The organism is Pseudoxanthomonas sp., assembly GCF_051953815.1.
In the GTDB taxonomy this organism is placed as follows: domain Bacteria; phylum Pseudomonadota; class Gammaproteobacteria; order Xanthomonadales; family Xanthomonadaceae; genus Pseudoxanthomonas_A.
Window position 1 is genome coordinate 41,946 of the sequence record NZ_JBQCIJ010000054.1, and the last position, 24,525, is coordinate 66,470.

Below are 24,525 nucleotides of genomic sequence, written 5' to 3' on the forward strand. Positions count from 1 at the left end.
TCGCGGCTGGCCCCCCCACGGCGCAGTGCCGGAAGTCACCGCGACCTCCGTCGGCCATCCGCGCTCGCATGGGCCTAATGTCTGCCATACGCCCGCAGGAACAGGTCCACGCTGGCGTCGAGATGGCTGGACACATCGCCCCGGCCCGGCCGCTCGCCGAACCCGCACATCATGCGTCCGTGAAGATCGCCCTTGATCAGGGTGAAGAACTGTTCGGCGGCCCGGGGAACGTCCGGAATGTCCAGCTCCCCGGCGTCCACCCGGGCCTGCAGCAGGGCGGCGAAGGCATCGTGGGTCCGCTGGGGGCCGGCCTGCCAGAACACCTGCTTCAGGTTGTCGTCGATGTTGCCCGGGACCATCATCATCCGCTGCGTGCTGATCGCCTCGTCGCTGCTGATCAGGGCGAAAAAGGCCTGGGCGATGACCTGCAACTGATCGCGCAACGGCCCCTTCAGCTCGATCTGGAACAGGTCGTCGGGCAGCATTTCCTCGCATTTGGCCCGCACCGCTTCGGTGAACAAGGCCTCCTTGTCACCGAAATGGCTGTATACGGTCAGTTTGGAAACGCCCGCCTCGGCGGCGATCTGATCCATGGACGTGCCTCCAAAACCCTCACGGGCGAACAGCCGCTTGGCGGCGTCCAGGATGGCGGCGCGCTTGCCGAGATCCTTCGGACGCCCGGGCCCGGTGGCGGGCTTGGCGGCGGGACGGCGGCTGGCGGGAGGAACGGGGCTGGCCATTCGGCAATACTAGACTACTCGGTTCGATATTTATACTATACCGGCAAGTCCATTAATTACTGAATGACAACGGAGTCGCCATGCACGGGCACGGCTTGCGCGGGATCGGAATGGGTCTGTTTCTCGGATTGGCGCTGTCGGCCTGCGGGGACGGCGGGGAAACCGCGGAAACGCCGCGGCCGGCGATGGTGGTGCATCCGTCGGGAGGCGTGGAAGCCGCGCTGACCGCCTACGCGGGCGAAGTACGCGCCCGTGAGGAAAGCCCGCTCTCGTTCCGGGTCGGGGGCAACCTGATCCGGCGGAACGTGGATGCCGGCGCACGGGTTCGTCGCGGGGAGGTCCTGGCGGTGCTGGACGCGGGCGATTTCGGTCTGCAGGAACAGGCCGCGCGCGCGGATCTGGCGGCCGCCGAAGCCGAACTGGCACGTACCCGGGGTGACCGCGATCGCTACGCGAAGCTGGTGGAGCAGGCGGTGGTCAGCCGGTCGGCCTACGACGCGCAGGTCGCCGCGTTCAAGGCCGCCGAAGGCCGCGCGCGCGCCGCGCGCGCCCAGATGGAAGTCATGCGCAACCAGGCAGGCTACTCGCAGCTGCGTGCGCCGCGTGACGGCGTGATCGCCAGCCGCCAGGCCGAGGCCGGGCAGGTGGTCGCGGCGGGCCAGACAATCTATACGCTGGCCGCCGATGGCGGGCGCGAAGTGGCCATCGGCCTGCCCGAAAACCGCATCCGCGAATTCAGCGTCGATCAGCCGGTGCTGGTTGAACTGTGGAACGCGCCGGGGGAACGCCTGCCCGGCACGATCCGCGAGATCGCCCCGGCAGCGGACCCGCAGACCCGTACCTACGCCGCGCGGGTCAGCCTGGTCGGCGATGCGGTCAGCGCGGTCGAACTGGGCCAGAGCGCGCGCGTCTACGTGCAGGAAAACGGCACGAAAGCGGCGCTGAAGCTGCCGCTGTCCGCGGTACAGCGCGGTGCGCAGGGTGGCACCGCCGTCTGGGTGGTGGATCCGAAGACCGGCAAGGTCGGGCTGCGTCCGGTTCGCCTGGGCGCCTACGGCGACACCGAGGTTCCGGTGCTGTCGGGCGTCGCCGCGACCGACTGGGTGGTGGCCGGTGGCGGTCATCTGCTGCGCGAGGGCGCGACGGTGACGCCGGTGGACCGGGACAACCGACCCGTGCTGGCGGCTCCCGCGAAGGAAGCACGCTGATGGCAGCGACGATCGGGATAGGGCACGCGTCCGCGCGGCCGCTTCGCGTCATGCCCGTTGAAGGGGAGCGCTGACCATGCGCCGCTTCAACGTCTCCGAGTGGGCGCTGACCAACCGCTCGCTGGTGCTGTTCGCGATGATCGTGCTGGCATTGATCGGCGCCTGGTCGTACCGGCACCTCGGCCAGTCCGAGGATCCGCCGTTCACCTTCAAGGCGATGGTGGTACGCACGGTGTGGCCGGGCGCGACCGCGGATGAAGTGTCCAAGCAGGTCACCGAGCGCATCGAGAAGGCGCTGATGACCACGGGCAAGTACGAGTTCATCCGTTCGTACTCGCGTGCGGGGGAATCGCAGGTCATCTTCATGGCCCGGGATTCGCTCAAGTCCAAGGACATCCCCGAACTCTGGTACCAGATCCGCAAGAAGGTCGGCGATGTCCGCTACACGCTGCCGGAAGGCGTGGTCGGCCCGTTCTTCAACGACGAGTTCGGCGATACCTTCGGCAATATCTACGCGTTGACCGGACCCGGCTTCGACTATGCGGTGATGAAGGATTACGCCGACCGCGTCCAGCTGGAGCTGCAACGCGTGTCCGATGTCGGCAAGGTCGAACTGGTCGGCCTGCAGGACGAGAAGATCTGGATCGAGCTGTCCAACACCAAGCTCGCCACCCTGGGCATTCCGCTGTCGGCGGTGCAGCAGGCGGTGGACGAGCAGAACGCGATGACGTCGGCCGGTTTCTTCGAGACGCCGAGCGACCGCGTGCAACTGCGGGTCAGCGGCGAGTTCAGTTCGGTCGAGGAAATCCGCGAATTCCCGATCCATGCCGGCGGCCGCACGGTCCGGCTGGGCGATATCGCCGAAGTGCGACGCGGGTTCGCGGATCCGTCCGCGCCGAAGATGCGTTTCATGGGCGAGGACGCCATCGGCATCGCGGTGGCGATGAAGGACGGCGGCGACATCCTCAAGCTCGGCGATACCCTGGAGCACGAATTCCAGCGCCTGCAGAAGACCCTGCCGGTCGGCATGCAGCTGCGCAAGGTGTCCGACCAGCCGCACGCGGTGGAGGAATCGGTCGGCGAGTTCGTGCGGGTGCTGACCGAGGCGGTGGTCATCGTGCTGGTGGTCAGCTTCTTCTCGCTGGGCCTGCGCACCGGCCTGGTAGTGGCGGTCTCGATTCCACTCGTGCTGGCGATGACCTTCGCGGTGATGCATTACTTCGGCATCGGCCTGCACAAGATCTCGCTGGGCGCGCTGGTGCTGGCGCTGGGCCTGCTGGTGGACGACGCCATCATCGCGGTGGAGATGATGGCCATCAAGATGGAGCAGGGTTACGACCGGCTGAAGGCGGCGAGCTTCGCCTACGAGTCGACCGCATTCCCGATGCTGACCGGCACGCTGGTCACCGCGGCCGGCTTCCTGCCGATCGCAACGGCCGCCTCCAGCACCGGCGAGTACACCCGTTCGCTGTTCCAGGTGGTGACGATCGCGCTGGTGGTGTCGTGGATCGCGGCGGTGCTGTTCATCCCGTATCTGGGCGACAAGATGCTGCCGGATCTGGACCAGCCGCGTCCGCCGAAACCGGGATCGCTGGCCGCGCGCTGGCATGGCCTGCGCGCCCGCCTGGCGGATCGCCATCCGGCCCTGGCCGGCTGGCTGGAACCGGCGCCGCACGACGCGCACGAACACGATCCCTACCAGCGTCCGTTCTACCAGAAGTTCCGCAAGCTGCTGGACGCCTGCCTGCGCCACCGCTGGCTGGTGATCGGGGTGACCGCGCTGGCGTTCGTGCTGTCGATCGTGATGTTCCGGTTCATTCCGCAGCAGTTCTTCCCCGATTCGGTGCGCCCGGAATTGATGGTGGATCTGGAACTGGCCGAAGGCAGTTCTCTCAAGTCCACCGACGCGCAGGCGCGCCAGCTGGAGAAGCTGCTGGCCAGGCGCGAGGGCATCCAGAATTACGTGGCTTACATCGGCACCGGATCGCCGCGCTTCTACCTGCCGCTGGATCAACAGCTGCCACAGGCCAATTTCTCCCAGTTCGTGGTGCTTGCCAGCGACATCGAATCGCGCGAAGCGACCCGCAAGTGGCTGATCGAGGAGGTCGCGCCGCAATTCCCGCAATTGCAGTTCCGCGTGACCCGCCTGGAGAACGGACCGCCGGTGGGCTATCCGGTCCAGTTCCGGGTTTCCGGCGAACATATCGAGCGCGTGCAGGCGTTGGCGCGCCAGGTGGCGGACAAGGTGCGTGCGAATCCGCATGTCGCCAACGTCAACCTGGACTGGGACGAGCCCAGCAAGATCGTGCGCCTGGTGATCGATCAGGATCGCGCGCGCGCGCTGGGCGTCAGCACCGCGCAGGTATCGCACTTCCTGACCAGTTCGCTGTCGGGCCTGCATGTGAGCACCTACCGGGAAGGCAACGAGCTGGTCGAGATCCTGTTGCGCGGGCCGGAGCAGGAACGCGCGCGCATGGACCTGGTCGGCAGCCTGGCGGTGCCGACCAGCGGCGGCGGCAGCGTGCCGCTGTCGCAGATCGCCAACCTGGAATACGCATTCGAGGACGGCATCATCTGGCACCGCAACCGTTTGCCGACGGTCACCGTGCGCGCCGACCTCAATACCGATGAGCTGACGCCGCCCACCGTGGTGGGACAGATCCAGCCGACCCTGGAGGACATCCGCAAGGCATTGCCGGAAGGTTATCTGCTGGAGACCGGCGGCACCGTCGAGGATTCCGCGCGTGGCCAGAATTCGATCAATGCCGGCATGCCGCTGTTCCTGCTGGTGGTGGCGACCCTGCTGATGCTGCAGCTGCGCAGCTTCCCGCGGATGGCGCTGGTGGCGCTGACCGCGCCGCTGGGGCTGATCGGCGTGACCTTGGCACTGCTGATTTTCCGGGTGCCGTTCGGTTTCGTCGCCATGCTCGGCACCATCGCGCTGGCCGGCATGATCATGCGCAACTCGGTGATCCTGGTGGACCAGATCCAGCAGGACATCGATGCCGGCCATGATCGCTGGCACGCGATCATCGATGCCACCGTGCGCCGGTTCCGGCCGATCGTGCTGACCGCGCTGGCGGCGGTGCTGGCGATGATCCCGCTCTCGCGCAGCGCGTTCTTCGGACCGATGGCGGTGGCGATCATGGGGGGCCTGACCGTGGCGACCCTGCTGACCCTGCTGTTCCTGCCCGCGCTGTACGCGGCCTGGTTCAAGGTCAAGCCGGAGGAAGGCGACGCGGTCTGACGCCCGATCGTTTCAATCGCCGGCGGTGGGCTTCGGTCCACCGCCATGGTCCTTCCGCTCGGCGTTGGGCGCCACAGGCCAGCGGCGCCGCTGGCGGTTACCCGAGATGTCGCGGAACCTTGGCGCGCAGCAGCGCGACGAGCGCCGGATCCATGTAGTCGTAGTCGTCCGGAATGTCGAGGCAGATGATCCGCTGGCGTCCCAGGTGGCGACGGAATCGAGACGACAGCTTGTTGCGGTGCGCGCGCTCCATGACGAACACCACGTCCGCCCAGGCCAGCAACTCAGGCGTGAGCGGATTTTCCGCGTCGTTGTTCAGGCCGGCCGAGGCGGTTTCCACCCCCGGCCAATCCGCGAACACCTGTTCCGCGGTCGGGCTGCGCAACCGGTTCTGGCTGCAGATGAAAAGCACCTTGCGCATGCGTGTTGGCTTCAACCGTCGAGCGCGTGGTCGGCCGCGGCACGGGCATGCAGCGTGGTCGTGTCGAACAGCGGAACACGTGAATCCGCCGACCCGACCAGCAGCGAGATTTCCGTACAGCCCAGGATGATCGCCTCCGCGCCGCGCGCGACCAGGCGTTCGATGACACCGCGATAGCGGGCGCGCGATGTTTCATCGATGAGGCCCTGGCAGAGTTCGTCATAGATGACGCGGTGGACTTCGAGGCGGTCCCCCGCCTCGGGAACGAGCACCTCCAGGCCGTGTTCGCGTTGCAGACGGGCACGGTAGAAATCTTCCTCCATCGTGAAACGCGTGCCGAGCAGCCCGACGCGACGGAAGCCTTTCGAGACGATGGCACGGGCGGTGGGATCGGCGATATGCAGCAGCGGCAGCGCCGTCGCGGCTTCCACCGTCGGCGCGACCTTGTGCATGGTGTTGGTGCAGATCACCAGGAAATCCGCGCCCGCGCCCTGCAGGCGCCTGGCGGCATCCGCCAGCAATGCGCCCGCGCGATCCCATTCTCCGGCGTGCTGGAGTTGTTCAACTTCATGGAAATCCACGCTGTAGAGCAGGATCCTGGCCGAGTGCAGTCCACCGAGCCGTTCCTGCACCCGCTGGTTGATGAGGCGGTAGTAGGGCACGGTGGATTCCCAGCTCATGCCGCCGAGCATTCCGATGGTTTTCATGTCGGTATTGTAGTGGCGGAGGAACCCGCGCGCGGGGAGCGGCGGCGTTACTGGCCCTGCATCAGTCGACGCGTTCCGGGGCTTGCCGGGTTTCCTCCGCCGGCGCCGGGTCGGACGGGAGGATGAGCTGCGCGAGCAGCAGGATCCACGTGGGAATCACGAGCCATCCACGCCAGACATGCGCGAGTCCGAGGTCCGGAAACCCGTGGTTTGCCAGCAGATGGAACGCGCCGAAGAACAGCAGCGCGAAGAGGGGAATCAGCCGCGGCTGCATCCAGTCCAGGGCACTGGATGCGGCGCGGTCGAGCGGATCCGTCCGTGCGTCGAGCAGGAAGACCAGGGCGAGCGGCAGCATGCCGCCCAGGACGGGCCATTCCGCAAGCGCGCCGATGCCCCACAGGGTGACCAGCGTAGTGGAAACCACGAGTTTCAGGCGCTGCTTCCTGTCTGGTGCCATGTCCGCATTCCTGCCAAAGGCGAGGCGATCATGACCGTCCACCGCGATGGCTGCAAGCGAAGGGACGGACGCGCGGCCAAAAAAAAGGCGGGCCGAAGCCCGCCCACCAGAGAGAGCAGACTCAGTCCCTGAGTTCGGCCACGTAGCAATGCTCGTTCAACTGTTCGATCACCGCCTGCGCGGCGACCTGGGTCGAGACACCGCGGCCGCCGGCGGCCAGATCGTTGGTGAATACCTGTGCGTTGAGCGCACCGTCGACGGCGCGTTCGATGCAGTCGGCTTCCTCGTGCAGGCCCAGGGAATGGCGCAGCAGCATCGCGCAACTCAGGATGGTCGCGTAGGGATTGGCGATGCCCTTGCCGGCGATGTCGGGCGCGGAACCGTGGATCGGCTCGTACAGGCCGACCTTGCCGTCACCCAGCGAGGCAGAAGGCAGCAGGCCCAGCGAGCCGGCCAGCATCGAGGCCTCGTCGGTCAGGATGTCGCCGAACATGTTCTCGGTGACGATCACGTCGTACTCGCGCGGTCGGGACAGCAGGTGCATGGCCATCGCGTCGACGAGCACGTGTTCCAGTTTGACGTCGGCGAACTCCTCGCGACCGATGCGCGCGGTGACGTCGCGCCACAGGCGCGAGGTTTCCAGCACGTTGGCCTTGTCCACCGACACCAGGTAACCGCGGCGCTGGCGGGCCAGGCGGAAGGCGCTGCGCACCACCCGCTCGATCTCGGTGACGCTGTAGCTGCACAGATCGCTGGCGCCGCGCTCGTCGCGGGTCTTGTCGCCGAAGTAGATGCCTCCGGTCAGTTCGCGCACGACCATGATGTCCACGCCGGTCAGCAGGTGAGGCTTGATCGGCGAGGCGTTGAGCGCGGCCGGATGCGGCCGGACCGGCCGCAGGTTGGCGAACAGTCCCAGGCCGCGGCGCAGCGCCAGGAGGCCTTGTTCGGGGCGGATTTTCGCGTTGGGGTCGGACCATTTCGGCCCACCCACCGCACCCAGCAGCACCGCATCCGCCTGTTGGCAGGCGCGCAGGGTGGCGGCCGGCAGCGGATCGTCGTGGCGATCGATGGCGATGCCGCCGATGTCGTGTTCGGCGAAGGAGAAGTCGTGGCCGTGGCGGCGGGCCACGGTACGCAGGACGGAGACGGCGGCGGCGGTGACTTCCGGGCCGATGCCATCGCCGGGCAGGACGGCGATTTCAGCGCGCATGGCGGGTTTCCTCGTAGTGTTCGATATCGGCCTGGCGGGCCAGCAGGTAGCCCATTTCGTCGACGCCCTCGATCAGGCAGGTCTGGGCGAAGGCATCCAGGGGAAAGGGGTAGACGCGACCGTCGGGGGCGCGCAGTTCGCGGGCGGCGACGTCGACGACCAGTTCATCGTCCGGGCGCTCCATGAGCGTCTGCACGTCGGCTTCGGCCAGCACCACCGGCAGCAGGCCGTTCTTCAGGCTGTTGTTGCGGAAGATGTCGGCAATCTCGCTGCTGACGATGGCGCGCAGGCCCAGATCGGTGAGCGCCCACGGTGCGTGTTCGCGCGACGAGCCGCAGCCGAAGTTGCGACCGGCCAGCAGGACGCTCCGCCCGGCGTTTTCCGGCTGGTTGAACGGAAACGCGGGATTGGGCGAGCCGTCGGCCTGCCAGCGCCAGTCGTTGAACGCGTTGCGGCCCAGGCCGGCGCGCTCGGTGGTCGACAGGAACCGGGCCGGGATGATCTGGTCGGTGTCGATGTTGGTCTGGCGCAGCACGACGCTCTGCGACCGCAGTTCACGGAAACCGCTCATCAGGCCACCTCCTTGCGTGTGGCGAACAGTTCGCGTGGATCGCTGACCCGTCCGTTCACCGCCGCCCAGGCCGCGCTCAACGGCGAAGCCAGCAGGGTGCGCGAACCGGGACCCTGGCGGCCCTCGAAATTGCGGTTGCTGGTGCTCACCGCCAGTTGGCCGGGCGCGACCAGATCGCCGTTCATGGCGATGCACATCGAGCAGCCCGGTTCGCGCCATTCCGCGCCGGCGGCGCGCACGACCAGGTCGATGCCCTCGGCTTCGGCCTGGCGCTTAACCTGCTCCGAGCCGGGCACGACCAGCATGCGCACGCGCGGGTCGATGGTGCGATCGCGCAGCACCGAGGCGACCTCGCGCATGTCGCTCAGGCGGCCGTTGGTGCAGGAGCCGACGAACACCACGTCCACCGGCGTGCCGGCCAGGGCATGTCCCGCCTCCAGCGCCATGTAGTCCAGCGCCTTGCGCGCGGCGGCGTCGTTGGCGGCGGGAATCGGGGCGTCGATCGCGATCGCCGTGCCGGGATGGGTGCCCCAGGTCAGCGTCGGCCGGATGTCGGCGGCGTTGATCCGGACCTCGGCGTCGTAGGTCGCGCCGTCGTCGCCGCGCAGCGACGACCAGTCGCGTTTCGCCCGCTCGAAATCGGCGCCCTTGGGCGCGCGCGGCGCCCGTGCCAGCCAGGCGAAGGTGGTGTCGTCCGGCGCTACCATGCCGGCGCGCGCGCCGGCCTCGATCGACATGTTGCACAGGGTCATGCGCTGCTCCATGTCCATCGCGCGGATGGTCGAGCCGCGATACTCGATCACGTGGCCGGTACCGCCGTTGACGCCAATCACGCCGATGATGTGCAGGATGACGTCCTTGGCGCCGACGCCCGGCGCCAGCTCACCTTCGATCGTGATCGCCATGGATTTCGGTTTGCGCTGCAGCAGGCACTGGGTGGCCAGCACGTGGCCGACCTCGCTGGTGCCGATGCCGAACGCCAGCGCGCCGAAGGCGCCGTGGGTGGAGGTATGGCTGTCGCCGCAGACAATGGTCATGCCCGGCTGGGTGAAGCCCAGCTCCGGGGCGATGACATGGACGATGCCGCGTTGATCCGAACCCATGTCGAACAGTTCGATGCCGTGCTCGGCGCAGTTGCGTGCCAGCGTATCGACCTGGGTTTCCGCGGCGGCGGTGTAGTACGGCAGCTTGCCGTCCGCGCCGGCGGGCAGGGTGGGCGTGGAGTGATCCATCGTCGCCTTGGTGCGATCGGGGCGACGCGGCTTCAGCCCGCGCGATTTCAGTTCGGTGAAGGCCTGGGGCGAGGTGACTTCGTGGATCAGATGCAGGTCGATGTACAGCACGGCGGGCGCGGCGTCGCTTTCGGGGCTGACGACGTGCGCATCCCACAGTTTGTCGAACAGGGTACGAGGCGGTTGGGTGGTCATGGTCGATGGGTTGGAAGAGTTCATGTCGTGGTCGGCGCTCACGCGGCCGCCACCTCCTGGCGGGTGACGCGGCGGTGGCGCAGCAGGCGGTTGGCCACGTCCAGCCAGGCCAGCGCGGAGGCTTCGATGATGTCCTTGCTGGTGCCGGTGCCCTCGTATTCCTCGCCTTCGCAACGCACCGACAGGCTGGCTTCGCCACGGGCGTCGGCGCCGATGCCGACACTGTGCACCTGGTAGCTTTCCAGCTGCAGCTGCACGCCGGTGGCGGCGGACAGTGCGCCAAACAGCGCGTCGACCGGGCCATTGCCCTGCGCGGTCTCGGCGACCCGGTTGCCGTCGGGATCCGACAGTTCGACCAGGGCGTTGGCGCGGCTGCCGACGTCGCTGATGGTCATCGAGGCCAGGCGGTAGCCGTCGCTGACGGCGGCGTCCTGCATCAGGGCCTGCAGGTCGGCGTCGCCGACCACGCGCTGCTTCTCGCACAGCGCCTTGAACTGCTCGAACACCAGCTTCAGCTCTTCCTCGTCCAGCCAGTAGCCCAGCGCGCGCAGGCGCTGTTCGACCGCGGCGCGGCCGCTGTGGCGACCCAGCACCATCTGCGAGGACGGCCAGCCGACATCCTGCGGCTGCATGATTTCGTAGGTACCGCGATGGCGCAGCATGCCGTGCTGGTGGATGCCTGACTCGTGGGCGAAGGCGTTGGCGCCGACGATCGCCTTGTTGCGCTGGACCGGCATGCCGACCAGCCGCGACAGCAGCTGCGAGGTCGGCACGATGCGGCGGGTGTCCACCCGCGTGTCCAGGTTGTAGAACGCGTTGCGCACCTTCAGCGCCATCACGATTTCCTCGATGGCGCAGTTGCCGGCACGCTCGCCGATGCCGTTGATGGAACCCTCGACCTGGCGCGCGCCGCCTTCGATGGCCGCCAGCGAGTTGGCCACGGCCAGGCCCAGATCGTTGTGGCAGTGGGTGCTGAACACCACCTTGTCCGCGCCGGGCACCTGCGCGATCACGCGCTGGAACATGCCGCGGATTTCCTCCGGGGTGGTGAAGCCGACCGTGTCGGGCAGGTTGATGGTGCGGGCGCCGGCGGCGATCGCGACGGCGACCACTTCGTGCAGGAAGTCCTCCTCGGTGCGGGTCGCATCCTCAGCGGAGAACTCGACGTCGTCGATGTGCGCGCGCGCCAGGGTCACATGCCTGTGCACCGATTCCAGCACCTGTTCGCGGCTCATGCGCAGCTTGTGCTCGCGGTGCAGCGGACTGGTCGACAGGAACAGGTGCAGGCGCGGACGGGCGGCGGCCTGCACGGTGCGCAGCGAGGTTTCGATGTCGGCGGCCAGGCAGCGCGACAGCACCGCCAGGGTGGGCTCGCGCAGCTCGCGGGCGATCAGCGCGTGCGCCTCGCGGTCCGATTGCGAACTGGCCGGGAAGCCGGTCTCGATGATGTCCACGCCCAGATCGGCCAGGCCACGCGCCATCACCAGCTTCTGCTGCGGGGTCATGCTGCAGCCGGGCGACTGCTCGCCGTCGCGCAGGGTGGTGTCGAAGATGCGGACGTGATCGGACGGGGGGGATTGGGGAATGTTCGTGTTCACCAGCTGGATTCCTCTGCGACGGCGGCAGTGCGGCGTTGACGTGACGGGGACGGCACTGCGATGGAAAGGGGGGTGTTGGAGCCGCGGGACGCGCCGGTAAGCGAAGGCTCGCCTTCGCGGTTGCGTCGACGCGGCTTGCGCGGCGGCCGTGGCCGCACCTCGGAAAGCAACCGGGCCAGGACGGTGGCGTCGATGTTGCCGCCGGACACCACCGCGCATTTGCGCTTGCCGGCCACGCGCCGGCCGGCGGCCAGCGCCAGCGCGCCGGCGCCCTCGGCGATGACGTGTTCCTCCAGCGCCAGCCGCACCAGGGTTTCGCGCAGTTCGGCTTCGCGCACGATCACCACGTCGTCCAGCAGGTTCGCGCACAGCCGGCGGGTGATGAAGCCGGGGATCTTGACCCGCACGCCGTCGGCCAGCGAGGCGACGGGATCGCGCGCGACGGTGTCGCCGCGAATCGCGCGCGCCATCGAGTCCACGCCTTCGACCTGCGCGCCGATCACGCGCACGCCCTGCGATTTCAGCGCCAGGGCGACGCCCGACGCCAGCCCGCCACCGCCGATCGGGACGATGACCACGTCCGGCGCGTGCGGGGCGATTTCGATGCCGACCGTGCCCTGGCCGGCGATCACGTCCGGGTCGTCGAACGCGGACAGGAAACGGTAGCCGTTCTGTTCGGCCAGCTCGCGGGCGAAGGCGAAGGCCTCGTCGTAGCTGGCGCCGTGCTGGCGCACGGTCGCGCCCCAGTGGGCGACCCCGGCGATCTTGGTTTCCGGTGCGCCGTGCGGCATCACCGTGATGGCCTGCACGCCCAGGCGATAGGCGGCCCAGGCGACGCCCTGGGCATGATTGCCGGCGGAGGCGCAGATGACGGGACGGCTGTCGCCGCGCTCGCGCGCGGCCAGCAGGGCATTCAACGCGCCACGGACCTTGTAGGAGCCGGTGCGCTGCAGGTTTTCCAGTTTCAGCATCACCCCGAAGCGTTCGGCGTGATGCAGCGGCGTCGGCGGCAGGTAGCGGCGCAGGCGCGCCTGTGCCGCCAGCACATCGGCCACGCTGACCCGGACGTCACCGACGTCCGGGTCTTCGCTGCTGGCGGCGCGGCCGGCGTCAGGCATTGCGGCACGCGAGCGGCTGATGTTGAAGAAGACGCCTCCGTACGTGGGTGTCGACGGCGTGGACGGACAACGTGTTCATCACGCGGCCTCCCCGGAGTCGACGGCGGTGATCTCGACCGATTCGCAGTCGTAGATCTTCTGCATCTGCAGGCGCAGGGTTTCGGGCGGGCGCTGGCCATCGACCACCAACTGCACGCGCCAGCGCCCGTCGGAGGGCGCGGGCTCGCCGCTGATGGCGCGCGGCGCGAAGCCGCGCCGCTCGGCCATGCCGATCACGCGCGTCAACGCGCCTTCGGCCGGTTTCAGCACCAGGTCAAGCCGGTATCGCATGGGGGGAGGGCTCCGGGCTCTGCTTGGCGGGATTGCTGTCCAGCATCGAGCTGTTGGCATGGTTGGGCGGCACCAGCGGCCACACATTGGCCTTGATGTCGATGGCGACGTGCAGCAGCGCTGGACCGGGCTGGGCCAGCAGTTCCGCCAGCGCGTCGTCGACCTGGTTGCGCAGTTCGATGCGGCGGGCGGGAATCCCGAACACCTGCGCCAGCGCGGCGAAGTCGGGGTTGTCGGACAGATCGATTTCGCTGTAGCGCTCGGCGAAGAACAGTTCCTGCCACTGCCGGACCATGCCCAGCGCGCTGTTGTCCAGCAGCACGATCTTCACCGGCAGTTTGCAGCGGGCGATGGTCGCCAGTTCCTGCACGTTCATCATGAAGCTGCCGTCGCCGCTGACCAGCACCACGGTGCGATCCGGGCAGGCGAACTGCGCGCCCATCGCCGCCGGCAGTCCGAAGCCCATGGTGCCCAGCGCGCCGCTGGTCAGGTGGTTGCGCGGGTGGCCGAACTTGCAGTGCTGGGCGACCCACATCTGGTGCTGGCCGACGTCGCAGGCGACGATGGTGTCGGCGGGCGCCACTTCGGTCAGCCGCTTCAGCAGGGCCGGCGCATAGATGTCGCTGCCCGGTGCGTCATAGCGGAAGCCATGCCGCTCGCGGTTGCCGGCGCAGCGCTTGCGCCACTCCTCGCAGGTGCTGCGGGCCGCGCTCAGGGTCCGCAGGCCGGTGGCGACATCGCCGGGGATGGCGATGTCGGCGCCGCGCAGCTTGGAGATTTCGTAGGCGTCGGCATCCAGGTGCACGACCCGCGCGAACGGCGCGAACTCGGCCAGCTTGCCGGTGGCGCGGTCATCGAAACGCGCGCCGACCACCACCAGCAGATCCGCTTCCTGCACCGCCATGTTGGCGGCGCGGGTGCCATGCATGCCCAGCATGCCCAGGAACTGCGGATGGTTGCCGGGCAGCGCGCCCAGCGCACGCAAGGTCAGCACGGTGGGGATGCGGGTTGCCTCGACGAACTGGCGGAACGCGTCGACCGCGTCCGCCAGCGCGATGCCGCCGCCGCCATAGATCACCGGCTTTTCCGCGCCGGCGATCGCCGCCATCGCCTCGGCCAGCCGCGCGTCCGCGGGAGCCGGCACCGGGTCGACCGTGGCCGGGACGTGATCGGGCAGATGCGAGGCATCGGCCATCTGCACGTCCTTGGGCAGATCGATCAGCACCGGTCCCGGGCGGCCCTCGCGCGCGATGCGGAAGGCTTCGCGCACCATTTCCGGCAGGTCTTCCACGCGCCGGGCCAGGAAGCTGTGCTTCACGATCGGCATGGTCAGGCCGAACACGTCCAGCTCCTGGAACGCGTCCGTGCCCATCAGCGGGGTGGCGACCTGTCCGGTCAGGCAGACCATCGGCACCGAGTCCAGCATGGCGTCGGCGATGCCGGTGACCAGGTTGGAGGCGCCGGGACCGGAGGTGGCCACGCACACGCCGACCTTGCCGCTGGCGCGGGCATAGCCGTTGGCGGCCAGCGCCGCGCCCTGCTCATGGCGCACCAGGATGTGCTTGAGCGGGGAATCCACCAGCGCGTCGTAGAACGGCATGATGGTGCCGCCCGGATAACCGAACAGCGTGTCCACGCCTTCGGCTTCCAGGGCCTGGGTCAACCAGCGGGCGCCATTGCGTGGGGCAGTGGCAGCGTCGGCGTTCATGCGGCGGCGGCCTGTTCTGTATCGGGTTGGGAGGCGTTGGCCTGCAGCCACACCATCTTGGCGCGCAGCTGCTTGCCGACGACTTCGATCGGATGCTCCAGATCGGCCTGCTTGTACTTCTTGTAGTTCGGCAGGCCGGCTTCGTACTCGGCGATCCAGTTCTTGGTGAAGGTGCCGTCCTGGATGTCCTTCAGGACTTCCTTCATGCGCGCCTTGGTGCCGGCGTCGATCACGCGCGGGCCGCTGACGTAGTCGCCGTACTGGGCGGTCTCGGACACGAATTCCAGCATCCGGGTGATGCCGCCTTCGTAGAACAGGTCGACGATCAGCTTCAGCTCGTGCAGCACCTCGTAGTAGGCGATTTCCGGCTGGTAGCCCGCTTCCACCAGGGTCTCGAAGCCGGCCTGGACCAGCGAGGACGCGCCGCCGCACAGCACCGCCTGCTCGCCGAACAGATCGGTTTCGGTTTCTTCCTTGAAGCTGGTCTTGATGATGTTGGCGCGGGCGCCGCCCAGGCCGGCGGCATAGGCCAGCGCCAGCGCCTCGGCCTGGCCGCTCTTGTCCTGGTAGACGGCGTAGATGCACGGCACGCCGCGGCCGATTTCGTATTCGCGGCGAACCAGCGCGCCCGGTCCCTTCGGCGCGACCAGCACCACGTCCAGGTCCTCGCGCGGGGTGATCAGGCCGTAGTGCACGTTGAGGCCGTGGGCGAACAGCAGGCAGGCGCCGGCCTTCATGTTCGGCGCCAGCACCTCGTTGTACAGCTGTTTCTGCACCATGTCGGGCGTCAGCACGGCGACCAGGTCGGCGTCCTTCACCGCGTCGGCCGGCGACTTGACCAGGAAGCCGTCGGCCTGCGCCTTGGCTTCGGTGGGGCCGCCGGGACGCAACCCGACGGTGACGTCGAAACCGGACTCGCGCAGGTTCAGCGCGTGCGCGCGGCCCTGGCTGCCGTAGCCGACGACGGCGATCTTGGGTTGCGGGGCGGAGGAGGCGGCGGTGGTCATTTGCGGAGTTCCTGAGTTGGGAAGGGCAGGGTGGGTTGGAAACTGCGGCAACAAAAAAACCCCGCACTTCTCAGTGCGGGGTTTTTGCGAATCTGGCGTTGTTTTCTGCTTACACGCCGGTTCGTCCCGCACCTGTTGGCGAGGTAATAAGGACGACGACGAGAATGGAGGCCGCGCTGGGCGCGGTCCGCAGGTCGTGGGTCAGGGGCGTGTGGCGATGCAACATGCGGCAAGAGAAACATGCCGGTTTGAGGCTTGTCAAGCGCAGCGGGAGAATTTTCGGTAATGTCCCGATGAGAGGCCGGTTTGCGTGGCGATGGTTGCAACTGCAACCATGAAAAGTCCGCAGAATCGCCGCCTTCCGCGCAACACGACTCCCCCGCAGACCATGCCTGAATACCGATCCAAGACCTCTACCCATGGGCGCAACATGGCCGGCGCCCGTGCGCTCTGGCGCGCCACCGGCATGAAGGACGGCGACTTCCAGAAGCCGATCATCGCCATCGCCAACTCGTTCACCCAGTTCGTCCCCGGACACGTGCACCTGAAGGATCTCGGCCAGCTGGTCGCGCGCGAAATCGAACGCGTCGGTGGCGTGGCCAAGGAGTTCGACACCATCGCGGTCGACGACGGCATCGCGATGGGTCATGACGGCATGCTGTACTCGCTGCCCAGCCGCGAGGTCATCGCCGACTCGGTCGAGTACATGGTCAATGCGCACTGCGCCGATGCGCTGGTGTGCATCTCCAACTGCGACAAGATCACCCCGGGCATGCTGATGGCCGCGCTGCGGCTGAACATCCCGACCGTGTTCGTGTCCGGCGGACCGATGGAAGCCGGCAAGACCCGCCTGGCCGATCACAAGCTGGACCTGATTGACGCGATGGTGATGGCGGCCGACCCGAACGCCAGCGACGAGGCGGTGGCGGCGGTGGAGCGCAGCGCCTGCCCGACCTGCGGTTCGTGCTCGGGCATGTTCACCGCCAACTCGATGAACTGCCTGACCGAGGCGCTGGGCCTGTCGCTGCCTGGCAACGGCACGGTGGTGGCGACCCATGCCGACCGCGAGCAGTTGTTCCTGCGCGCGGGCCGGCTGGCGGTCGAGCTGTGCCACCGCTGGTACGGCGGCGAGGACCCGACCGCGCTGCCGCGCGGCATCGCGACGTTCGAGGCGTTCGAGAACGCGATGACCCTGGACATCGCGATGGGCGGTTCCACCAACACCATCCTGCATCTGCTCGCCGCCGCGCAGGAAGGCGAGGTGCCGTTCGACATGCGCGACATCGATCGCCTGTCGCGGCGCGTGCCCCAGCTGTGCAAGGTCGCGCCGAACACCCAGAAGTACCACATCGAGGACGTGCATCGCGCCGGCGGCATCATGGCGATCCTGGGCGAGCTGGCGCGCGGCGGCCTGCTGCACACGCAGGTGGCGACCGTGCACGCGAAGACCCTGGGCGACGCGATCGCGCAATGGGACGTGGGCGTGGTGGAGGACGAGAACGTCCACACCTTCTACAAGGCCGGGCCGGCGGGCATACCCACCCAGGTCGCCTTCAGCCAGGCCACGCGCTGGCCGTCGCTCGACACCGATCGCGCCGAAGGCTGCATCCGCGATGTCGAACATGCGTTCTCGAAGGAAGGCGGCCTGGCGGTCCTGTACGGCAACATCGCCCGCGACGGCTGCGTGGTGAAGACCGCCGGTGTCGACGAATCCATCCATGTGTTCGAAGGCAACGCACGCGTCTACGAGAGCCAGGACGCCGCGGTGAAGGGCATCCTCGGCGACGAGGTGAAGGCCGGCGACGTGGTGGTGATCCGCTACGAAGGTCCCAAGGGCGGGCCCGGCATGCAGGAGATGCTGTATCCGACCAGCTATCTGAAATCCAAGGGGCTGGGCAAGCAGTGCGCGCTGCTGACCGATGGACGCTTCTCCGGCGGAACTTCCGGCCTGTCGATCGGCCACGCTTCGCCGGAAGCGGCTGCGGGCGGCGCGATCGGCCTGGTGCGCGATGGCGACCGCATCCGCATCGACATTCCCGCCCGCGCGATCAACCTGCTGGTGGACGAGGCGGAGCTGGACGCGCGCCGCGCCGCACAGGACGCGCGGGGATGGAAGCCCGCGCAGCCACGCGCGCGGCGGGTGACCACCGCGCTGAAGGCCTACGCGCTGCTCGCGACCAGCGCGGACAAGGGCGCGGTGCGCGACAAGGCGCTGCTGGATCGCGCATGAGCTTCGGTTTGCGCCTCCCGCGCGTGGCCGCCTGCCTGGCGATCGCATGGGCGGCCACCACCTGCACGCCGGCGCGCGCGGCCGAACCCGCGCCGCTGGTCGTGGCGACCTACGCCTATCCGCAACGTGATCGCGCGGCGGCGATCCGGCCGCTGGCCGACTATCTGGGCCGTCGCCTCCAGCGCTCCGTCGAAGTACGCGTGCTGGCCTCGCCCACGGCGCTGATCGCGGGCATGGCGGCAGGTGAAGTCGATGTAGCGGTACCCAATCTGCACGGTTACCTGCAGGCGCTGCGATTGCCGGAAGGCGGCGTCGCCACGCTGCCGGTGCCCGAGGTTCCACCCGCGCAGGCGCAGCGCTACCGCGCCGTCATCGTCGCCCGTCGTCCGCTGTCCGGCGAAGCCGTCGTCGCCGAGGCGGCCACGCTGCGGCTGGTGCTGGTCGGGCCGGATTCGGCCTCGGGCGGCTTCGTGCCGCGTGGCCATCTGGCGGATCTGGGCATCGCCCGGCCGGAAGCCGCGTTCGCGCGCGTCGACCACGCCGGTTCGCATGCCGCGTCGCTGGCGTGGCTGCGGGAAGGCCGGGCCGACATCGCCGCGCTGGCGGCGGATGTCTATGACGCGGAACCGCACGCGGGCCTGCACGAAATCTGGCGCTCGCCGGTCATTCCGCCCGGCCCCCTGCTGTGCCGGCCGGACGCGGACGTGGACTGCACCCGCATCGGCGAGGAACTGCTGGCGGTCGAACGCCACGATCCCGCCGTGATGGCCGGCCTGCGCATGGGCTGGCCGGAATTCGGCGACGCCACCCGCCTCACCCGCGCCGACGAAGCGGCGCTGGCCAGACTCGCCGAACGGATCGACTGACGGATCGACTGACGCGACGACGGCACCGGCTCAGCCGGTGCCGTCCTGGTTCGCGTCCTCGCGCGCAATCCAGTCCATGATCAGGCGACGCGCGCGCTGTTCGCGACGGCGTCCCAGCAGGTACTCCTGGTTGAGCGCGCGATACAGGCCGAGCATCACCAGCAGCAACAGCAGGGCGAAGGGCAGGGCGGTGATCGTGATGACGCCCTGCAACGCGTCGAGTCCACCGGCAAGCAGCAGCGTCGCGGCGACCAGCGCGACACCCACGCCCCAGATCAGGCGGCGACGGAGTGGCGGATCACCGGGCGTGTCCGTGGACATGCTGGCCAGCACCAGCACCGCCGAATCAGCGGAGGTGACGAAGAAAATCATCAGCAGAACGACCGCGATGCCGGCCAGCAGGGTCGACAGCGGCAGATGGTCGAACAGGGTGAACAGCACGGTCTCGTAACCGCGCGCGAGCGCGCCGCTCATGTCCACGCCACCAAGGATCTGCATCCACAGCGCGGTGCCGCCGAACACCGAGAACCACAGGAACCCCAGCAGGCTTGGCACGACCACCACGCCGAACACGAACTCGCGGATCGTGCGGCCGCGCGAGATGCGTGCGATGAACGCGCCCACGAACGGCGCCCACGCGATCCACCATGCCCAGTAGAAGATGGTCCAGTCGGCCACCCAGGTGCTGCCGGAGAATGGCGACATCCGCAGGCTCATGTTGACCAGCTGGTTGAGATAGGTGCCCAGCGTGGTGGTGAAGGTATCGAAGATGAAGCCGGTCGGTCCCAGCACCAGCACCATGGCCAGCAGCAACGCGGCCAGCATCAGGTTGAAGTTCGACAGCCACTTGATGCCGCGATCGATACCGCTGATCGTGGAGGCCATGTAGAGCACGAACGCCACCCCGATGATCGCCAGCTCGGTCCCGATGGAATCGGGAATGCCGGTGACCCGCGCCACGCCGGCGGCGATCTGGATCGTGCCGAAGCCGAGCGTGGTGGCCACGCCGACCGCGGTGGCGACCACCGCGGCGATGTTCACCGCGTGACCTATCCAACCGCGATGGTGCCGGCCGATGACCGGTTGCAGCAGATCGCTGATCAGCCCGCGCCCGCCGCGATTGAACTGGAACCAGGCCATCGCCAGTCCGATCAGCGCATAGATCGCCCACGGATGCAGGCCCCAGTGGAAGAACACGTAGCGCATCGACGCGCGCGCGGCGTCCAGGCTTCCCGGCGCCAGCCCTTCCGGTGGCTTGAAGTAGTGCGAAACCGGCTCGGCGGCGCCCCAGAACACCAGGCCGATGCCCATGCCGGTCGCGAACAGCATCGCCAGCCAGCTGGCATTGGAGAATTCCGGCTCGGCGTCCTCGCCACCGATGCGCAGATTGGCGAAACGGCCGATGGCGAGGTAGAGCAGGAACACCAGCGCGGCGAACACGATCAGCAGGTACAGCCAGCCGGCACTGGAAATGATCCCGGCCAGCTGTTGCTGGATCCAGGCGTTGAATGGACCGGGCGCAAGACCGGCAGCGGCGACCAGCAGGGCCACCAGCAGGATGGAGATACGGAAAACCACGCAGGCCTCCTTGTCTGGAACGGAGTCGCTCGCCAGTGGAAGAAGAGGCCCGCGCAGGGGGCATGGCGTCACCGGCGAGCGCGCATGATAGCAATCCGTTTGTTTACGGCGCCTTGCTCGCCTCCCGTGTGGCGAGAACGCGGGTTACAGGCGCACGCGTGCCGCCGGTCTGCCGGTGATTTCTGGCGGAGCGGCGCCCGACCGCGTCCGCCGACGCGGCCGGGCGTGGGTGTCATTGCTTGCCCGGGCCGATGTGCCGCGCAAGGAAAGCTTCCAGCCGGCGATAGAACGCCACGTTGTTTTCTTCCTTGTAGAAGCCGTGTCCTTCCTTGGGCACCGCCATCCACTCGGGGGTGTTTCCCGCGCGCTCCAGCGCCTCCTTCATCGCGCGCGCCTGCGCGAAGGGCGTGCGCTCATCCGCCTCGCCATGCACCAGCAGAACGGGCTGCCTGATGCGTGAAGCCTGCATCGCGGGCGAATTGGCCTCCAGGTCCGCTTCGTCGCGCCCGACCACGCGCTCCAGATAGTTGCGTCCATACCGGGTCGATTTGATGTCGCCCTTGCTGTACATCATCTTGAGATCGTACAGGCCGGAAACACCCGCCGCGCATTTGATGAGATCAGGCGCCTTCGCGGCGGTCATCATCGCGGAGTAGGCGCCGAAGCTGGCGCCATAGGAACAGATGCGCGCCGGATCCGCATAGCCCTGTCCAATCGCCCAGCGCACGCCTTCCAGCAGATCGTCCTGGATCCGGGTGCCCCACTTCAGATAGCCCGCCTGCTCGAAGCGATAACCGCGTCCCTTGGATCCGCGGAAATTGATCTGCAGGACAAGATAGCCACGGCTGGCCAGGAACTGCGCGTCGGTATCGAAGGCCCAGTCATCCCCGACCGCGTGCGGGCCGCCGTGGGGCAGCAGGATCATCGGCAGCCGGGAAGGCTGCTGGACACCCGCCGGGATCGTCAGGAATCCGTCCAGCTCCACGCCATCGCTGGCCTTGAAACGGAACGGTCGGCGTTCGCCCATCGCCGCGGGATCCAGGCCTTCCCGTCCGGCCAGCAGTTTGGTCACCTTCATCTGCTTGCGATCGAACAGATACCAGGCACCGGGATTCCTGTCGCTGTAGGCGAACAGCAGGGAGACCGCCCCGTCGTCGCTATGGTTGACGTAGGTGACGTACTGACCGGGGAAACTCTGGTTGAGTTTCTGGTGCAGCAGGGCTTCGCCGGAGGCGGCGTCGAAGTACACCATCCGCGGCTTGCCTTCGCCCAGCGTGGCGGCGAACGGCTCCATCGGCGTGGCGGTCCATTCCAGATCGCCGACGCTGCCGAAATCGTCCTTGGCCAGCACGCTGCGGTTCTGGCCCCGCAGGTCCGACTTGACCAGCATCGACGGGCCTCCGTCTTCGCTGAAGAAGGCGTAGAGATTCTTCCCGTCTGCGGAGAACGTGTACGGCACGAACTTTCCGCCCAGTTCCTTGGCGGAAACCGGCGCCCAGTTATTGCCCTCCGCGTCAGCCGCGTAGAGCAGGTAGTTGTTGTTGTCGTCGGTGCCGGAGGCGAAGCGCGGAATCCCGTTGCGGTCCAGCGTGAACGAAAGGTCCTTGACCGGAATGTCGGCGACCAGGCGGGCGGACGTGCGCTCGGCATCCACGTCGTACAACTGGGAGCGGCTGGCGTTCATCGACAGCCGACGCATGTAGAAATGTCCGTTCGGCACCTCGGGAACACCCTCGATGTAGCCGAAACCCGCGTCGATGCCGGCCGTGCGCGTGCTCTGCTGGTAGCCGAACACGTACTTCTGGTTCTTGCCGTCGAAATCGGTGGCGATGATCTCGCCCATGGGCGAGGGCTCCTCGCGTGAGCCGAGCTTGCGGCCCTTGGCGATCACCAGCCGCTTGGGGCTGACCCAATAGATCTGTGCCGGCAGTTCGTAGCGCGGCAGCCGCAGCAGCGCGGTCTGCTGCATGTCCTGCAGGCGGTAAATCAGCAGGGCGTGGTTGCCGTCGCCGAAGTCGGCGGCGATGGAGAGGTGCTGTCCGTCGGGCGACAGGCGCGGCGAATGCAACTGGTTGGATTTCGCGAAGGCTTCGACCGGAACCGGCTCGGCGGCGGTGGCGTGCGACGACAGCATGCAACATGCTGCGAATGCAGCAATCTTCCCTGTGTTCATGTTTCCCCTGTGGGTCTGGTTGTATCCCCGGCGGGAGGGTAACCCGGAGCCTCGCCCGGCGTCATCGGGCGCCAATGGCGTTTCCTCCGGTTTGGTTGTCTAATAGCGCCCGAAGCGGGGGTATCGCCGGCCTGTCGGGCGGCGGTTGAGACAGACCCTTCGAACCTGATCCGGTTAAGACCGGCGTAGGGAAGCTTCGCAGGACGCGACCGATCCCAGCGATCCGCCCGCGTTCCATGCGCCGCCGCTTCGTCCCGCTTTCCTACCAGGACGATGCCGATGAATGCCGTGCCCTCCCGCCTGCTGCAGGACACCCAGCAGCTTTCCGAATCCGTCACCCGCCCGATTCCCGGTTCGCGCAAGATTTTCGTGACCGGTTCGCGTCCGGATCTGCGCGTGCCGATGCGCGAAATCGCGCTGACCCGCACGCCGACCCTGTTCGGCGGCGAGGAGAACGCGCCGGTGACCGTCTACGACACCTCCGGTCCGTACACCGATCCGGAGGCGCGCATCGACCTGGCAGCCGGCCTGCAGGCGCTGCGCGCGCGCTGGATCGAAGAGCGCGGGGATACCGAGGAACTGTCCGCGCTGAGTTCGGAGTTCGGCCGTTCGCGCGAGACCAACCCGAAGCTGGACGCGGTCCGCTTTCCCGGCCGGGTGCTGCCGCGCCGGGCCAAGGCAGGTGCCAACGTCAGCCAGATGCACTACGCGCGCAAGGGCATCGTGACGCCGGAGATGGAATACGTCGCCATCCGCGAGAACCAGAAGCTGGAAGCGGTGCGCGAAGCGCTGCTGCTGGCGCAGCACCCGGGCGAGAGCTTCGGCGCCAGCATCCAGAAGATCATCACCCCGGAATTCGTCCGCGACGAAATCGCCCGCGGGCGCGCCATCCTGCCGAACAACATCAACCATCCGGAAAGCGAACCGATGATCATCGGTCGCAACTTCCTGACCAAGATCAACGCCAACATCGGCAACAGCGCGGTCTCCTCCGGCATCGCCGAGGAAGTGGAGAAGCTGGTCTGGGCGATCCGCTGGGGCGGCGACACGGTGATGGACCTGTCCACCGGCAAGCACATCCACGAAACCCGCGAGTGGATCATCCGCAACTCGCCGGTGCCGATCGGCACCGTGCCCATCTACCAGGCGCTTGAGAAGGTCGATGGCCGCGCCGAGGAGCTGACCTGGGAAATCTTCCGCGACACCCTGGTCGAACAAGCCGAGCAGGGCGTGGATTACTTCACCATCCACGCGGGCGTGCTGCTGCGCTACGTGCCGCTGACCGCCAAGCGGGTCACCGGCATCGTCTCGCGCGGCGGTTCGATCCTGGCCAAGTGGTGCCTGGCGCACCACAAGGAAAACTTCCTCTACACCCACTTCGAGGAAATCTGCGAAATCATGAAGGCCTACGACGTGGCCTTCAGCCTCGGCGACGGCCTGCGTCCGGGCTGCATCGCCGACGCCAACGACGCCGCCCAGTTCGGCGAGCTGGAGACGCTGGGCGAGTTGACCAAGATCGCCTGGAAGCACGATGTCCAGACCATGATCGAAGGCCCGGGCCACGTGCCGATGCAGCTGATCAAGGAGAACATGGACAAGCAGCTGCGCGAGTGCGGCGAGGCGCCGTTCTACACGCTCGGACCGCTGACCACCGACATCGCGCCGGGCTACGACCACATCACCAGCGCGATCGGCGCCGCGATGATCGGCTGGTACGGCACCGCAATGCTGTGCTACGTCACACCCAAGGAACACCTCGGCCTTCCGGACAAGGACGATGTGCGCGAGGGCATCGTCGCCTACAAGATCGCCGCGCACGCGGCGGATCTCGGCAAGGGTCACCCGGGCGCGCAGGCGCGCGACAACGCACTGTCGAAGGCACGTTTCGAGTTCCGCTGGGAAGACCAGTTCAACCTGGGTCTCGATCCC

19 protein-coding genes and 1 riboswitch are annotated in these 24,525 nt (G+C 67.7%); of the genes, 5 read left to right on the forward strand and 14 right to left on the reverse strand.

Features of this window, described 5'->3' with window-relative positions:
- Positions 1 to 74: 74 nt before the first annotated feature.
- Positions 75 to 740 carry a TetR/AcrR family transcriptional regulator gene (locus ACTHN1_RS17240; RefSeq protein ID WP_440472145.1) on the reverse strand — a complete coding sequence of 222 codons (666 nt, stop codon included), beginning with the start codon at positions 738 to 740 and terminating at the stop codon, positions 75 to 77.
- 110 nt (positions 741 to 850) lie between these two features.
- Between ACTHN1_RS17240 and ACTHN1_RS17245 the strand changes: the two genes are divergently transcribed.
- Together ACTHN1_RS17245 and ACTHN1_RS17250 are read left to right on the forward strand one after the other, a co-directional pair.
- Positions 851 to 1,948: an efflux RND transporter periplasmic adaptor subunit gene (locus tag ACTHN1_RS17245; RefSeq protein WP_440472146.1), complete on the forward strand. Its 1,098-nt coding sequence runs from the start codon at positions 851 to 853 to the stop codon at positions 1,946 to 1,948.
- A 76-nt stretch (positions 1,949 to 2,024) separates the two neighbouring features.
- A complete protein-coding gene (locus tag ACTHN1_RS17250) occupies positions 2,025 to 5,195 on the forward strand; it encodes an efflux RND transporter permease subunit (RefSeq protein WP_440472147.1) in 3,171 nt (1,056 codons plus the stop codon).
- A 97-nt stretch (positions 5,196 to 5,292) separates the two neighbouring features.
- On the opposite strand, the gene ACTHN1_RS17255 is transcribed toward ACTHN1_RS17250, so the two are convergent.
- The 11 genes from ACTHN1_RS17255 to ilvC form a co-directional block, all read right to left on the reverse strand.
- Positions 5,293 to 5,616, reverse strand: coding sequence for a low molecular weight protein tyrosine phosphatase family protein (locus ACTHN1_RS17255; protein WP_440472148.1), 324 nt, complete (start codon positions 5,614 to 5,616; stop codon positions 5,293 to 5,295).
- Positions 5,617 to 5,627: 11 nt separating this feature from the next.
- Positions 5,628 to 6,323, reverse strand: coding sequence for an aspartate/glutamate racemase family protein (locus ACTHN1_RS17260; protein ID WP_440472149.1), 696 nt, complete (start codon positions 6,321 to 6,323; stop codon positions 5,628 to 5,630).
- A 61-nt stretch (positions 6,324 to 6,384) separates the two neighbouring features.
- Complete coding sequence (locus ACTHN1_RS17265) at positions 6,385 to 6,780, reverse strand: hypothetical protein (RefSeq protein WP_440472150.1); 396 nt, start codon at positions 6,778 to 6,780, stop codon at positions 6,385 to 6,387.
- Between the two features lie 121 nt (positions 6,781 to 6,901).
- Positions 6,902 to 7,990, reverse strand: coding sequence for a 3-isopropylmalate dehydrogenase (leuB, locus tag ACTHN1_RS17270; RefSeq protein ID WP_440472151.1), 1,089 nt, complete (start codon positions 7,988 to 7,990; stop codon positions 6,902 to 6,904).
- Positions 7,980 to 8,561, reverse strand: coding sequence for a 3-isopropylmalate dehydratase small subunit (gene leuD / locus ACTHN1_RS17275; protein ID WP_440472152.1), 582 nt, complete (start codon positions 8,559 to 8,561; stop codon positions 7,980 to 7,982). Before leuD ends, leuB begins: the two co-directional genes overlap by 11 nt.
- Complete coding sequence (gene leuC / locus ACTHN1_RS17280) at positions 8,561 to 9,988, reverse strand: 3-isopropylmalate dehydratase large subunit (RefSeq protein ID WP_440472164.1); 1,428 nt, start codon at positions 9,986 to 9,988, stop codon at positions 8,561 to 8,563. Before leuC ends, leuD begins: the two co-directional genes overlap by 1 nt.
- Before the next feature lie 38 nt (positions 9,989 to 10,026).
- Positions 10,027 to 11,586, reverse strand: coding sequence for a 2-isopropylmalate synthase (locus ACTHN1_RS17285; protein WP_440472153.1), 1,560 nt, complete (start codon positions 11,584 to 11,586; stop codon positions 10,027 to 10,029).
- Positions 11,583 to 12,704: a threonine dehydratase gene (locus ACTHN1_RS17290; protein WP_440472154.1), complete on the reverse strand. Its 1,122-nt coding sequence runs from the start codon at positions 12,702 to 12,704 to the stop codon at positions 11,583 to 11,585. Before ACTHN1_RS17290 ends, ACTHN1_RS17285 begins: the two co-directional genes overlap by 4 nt.
- Positions 12,705 to 12,782: 78 nt before the next feature.
- Positions 12,783 to 13,034 carry an ACT domain-containing protein gene (locus ACTHN1_RS17295; RefSeq protein WP_141455474.1) on the reverse strand — a complete coding sequence of 84 codons (252 nt, stop codon included), beginning with the start codon at positions 13,032 to 13,034 and terminating at the stop codon, positions 12,783 to 12,785.
- Positions 13,018 to 14,742, reverse strand: coding sequence for an acetolactate synthase 2 catalytic subunit (ilvG, locus tag ACTHN1_RS17300; RefSeq protein ID WP_440472155.1), 1,725 nt, complete (start codon positions 14,740 to 14,742; stop codon positions 13,018 to 13,020). Before ilvG ends, ACTHN1_RS17295 begins: the two co-directional genes overlap by 17 nt.
- Positions 14,739 to 15,749 carry a ketol-acid reductoisomerase gene (gene ilvC / locus ACTHN1_RS17305; RefSeq protein WP_440472156.1) on the reverse strand — a complete coding sequence of 337 codons (1,011 nt, stop codon included), beginning with the start codon at positions 15,747 to 15,749 and terminating at the stop codon, positions 14,739 to 14,741. Before ilvC ends, ilvG begins: the two co-directional genes overlap by 4 nt.
- Positions 15,750 to 16,137: 388 nt before the next feature.
- On the opposite strand from ilvC, the gene ilvD reads away from it, so the two are divergent.
- Together ilvD and ACTHN1_RS17315 are read left to right on the forward strand one after the other, a co-directional pair.
- Entirely contained in the window at positions 16,138 to 17,979 is a 1,842-nt protein-coding gene (gene ilvD, locus ACTHN1_RS17310; protein ID WP_440472157.1) for a dihydroxy-acid dehydratase, read from the forward strand.
- Positions 17,976 to 18,845 carry a phosphate/phosphite/phosphonate ABC transporter substrate-binding protein gene (locus tag ACTHN1_RS17315; protein ID WP_440472158.1) on the forward strand — a complete coding sequence of 290 codons (870 nt, stop codon included), beginning with the start codon at positions 17,976 to 17,978 and terminating at the stop codon, positions 18,843 to 18,845. The genes ilvD and ACTHN1_RS17315 overlap by 4 nt, the downstream gene beginning before the upstream one ends.
- A 30-nt stretch (positions 18,846 to 18,875) precedes the next feature.
- Here ACTHN1_RS17315 and ACTHN1_RS17320 read toward each other — a convergent pair whose 3' ends face one another.
- On the reverse strand, positions 18,876 to 20,423 hold the full coding sequence (locus tag ACTHN1_RS17320; RefSeq protein ID WP_440472159.1) for a BCCT family transporter: 1,548 nt from the start codon (positions 20,421 to 20,423) through the stop codon (positions 18,876 to 18,878).
- A 232-nt stretch (positions 20,424 to 20,655) separates the two neighbouring features.
- Positions 20,656 to 22,557, reverse strand: coding sequence for an alpha/beta hydrolase family protein (locus ACTHN1_RS17325; protein WP_440472160.1), 1,902 nt, complete (start codon positions 22,555 to 22,557; stop codon positions 20,656 to 20,658).
- 145 nt (positions 22,558 to 22,702) lie between these two features.
- Positions 22,703 to 22,806: riboswitch (TPP riboswitch) on the forward strand.
- Between the two features lie 69 nt (positions 22,807 to 22,875).
- Between ACTHN1_RS17325 and thiC the strand changes: the two genes are divergently transcribed.
- A partial coding sequence (gene thiC / locus ACTHN1_RS17330) for a phosphomethylpyrimidine synthase ThiC (RefSeq protein ID WP_440472161.1) occupies positions 22,876 to 24,525 on the forward strand: 1,650 nt, incomplete at its 3' end.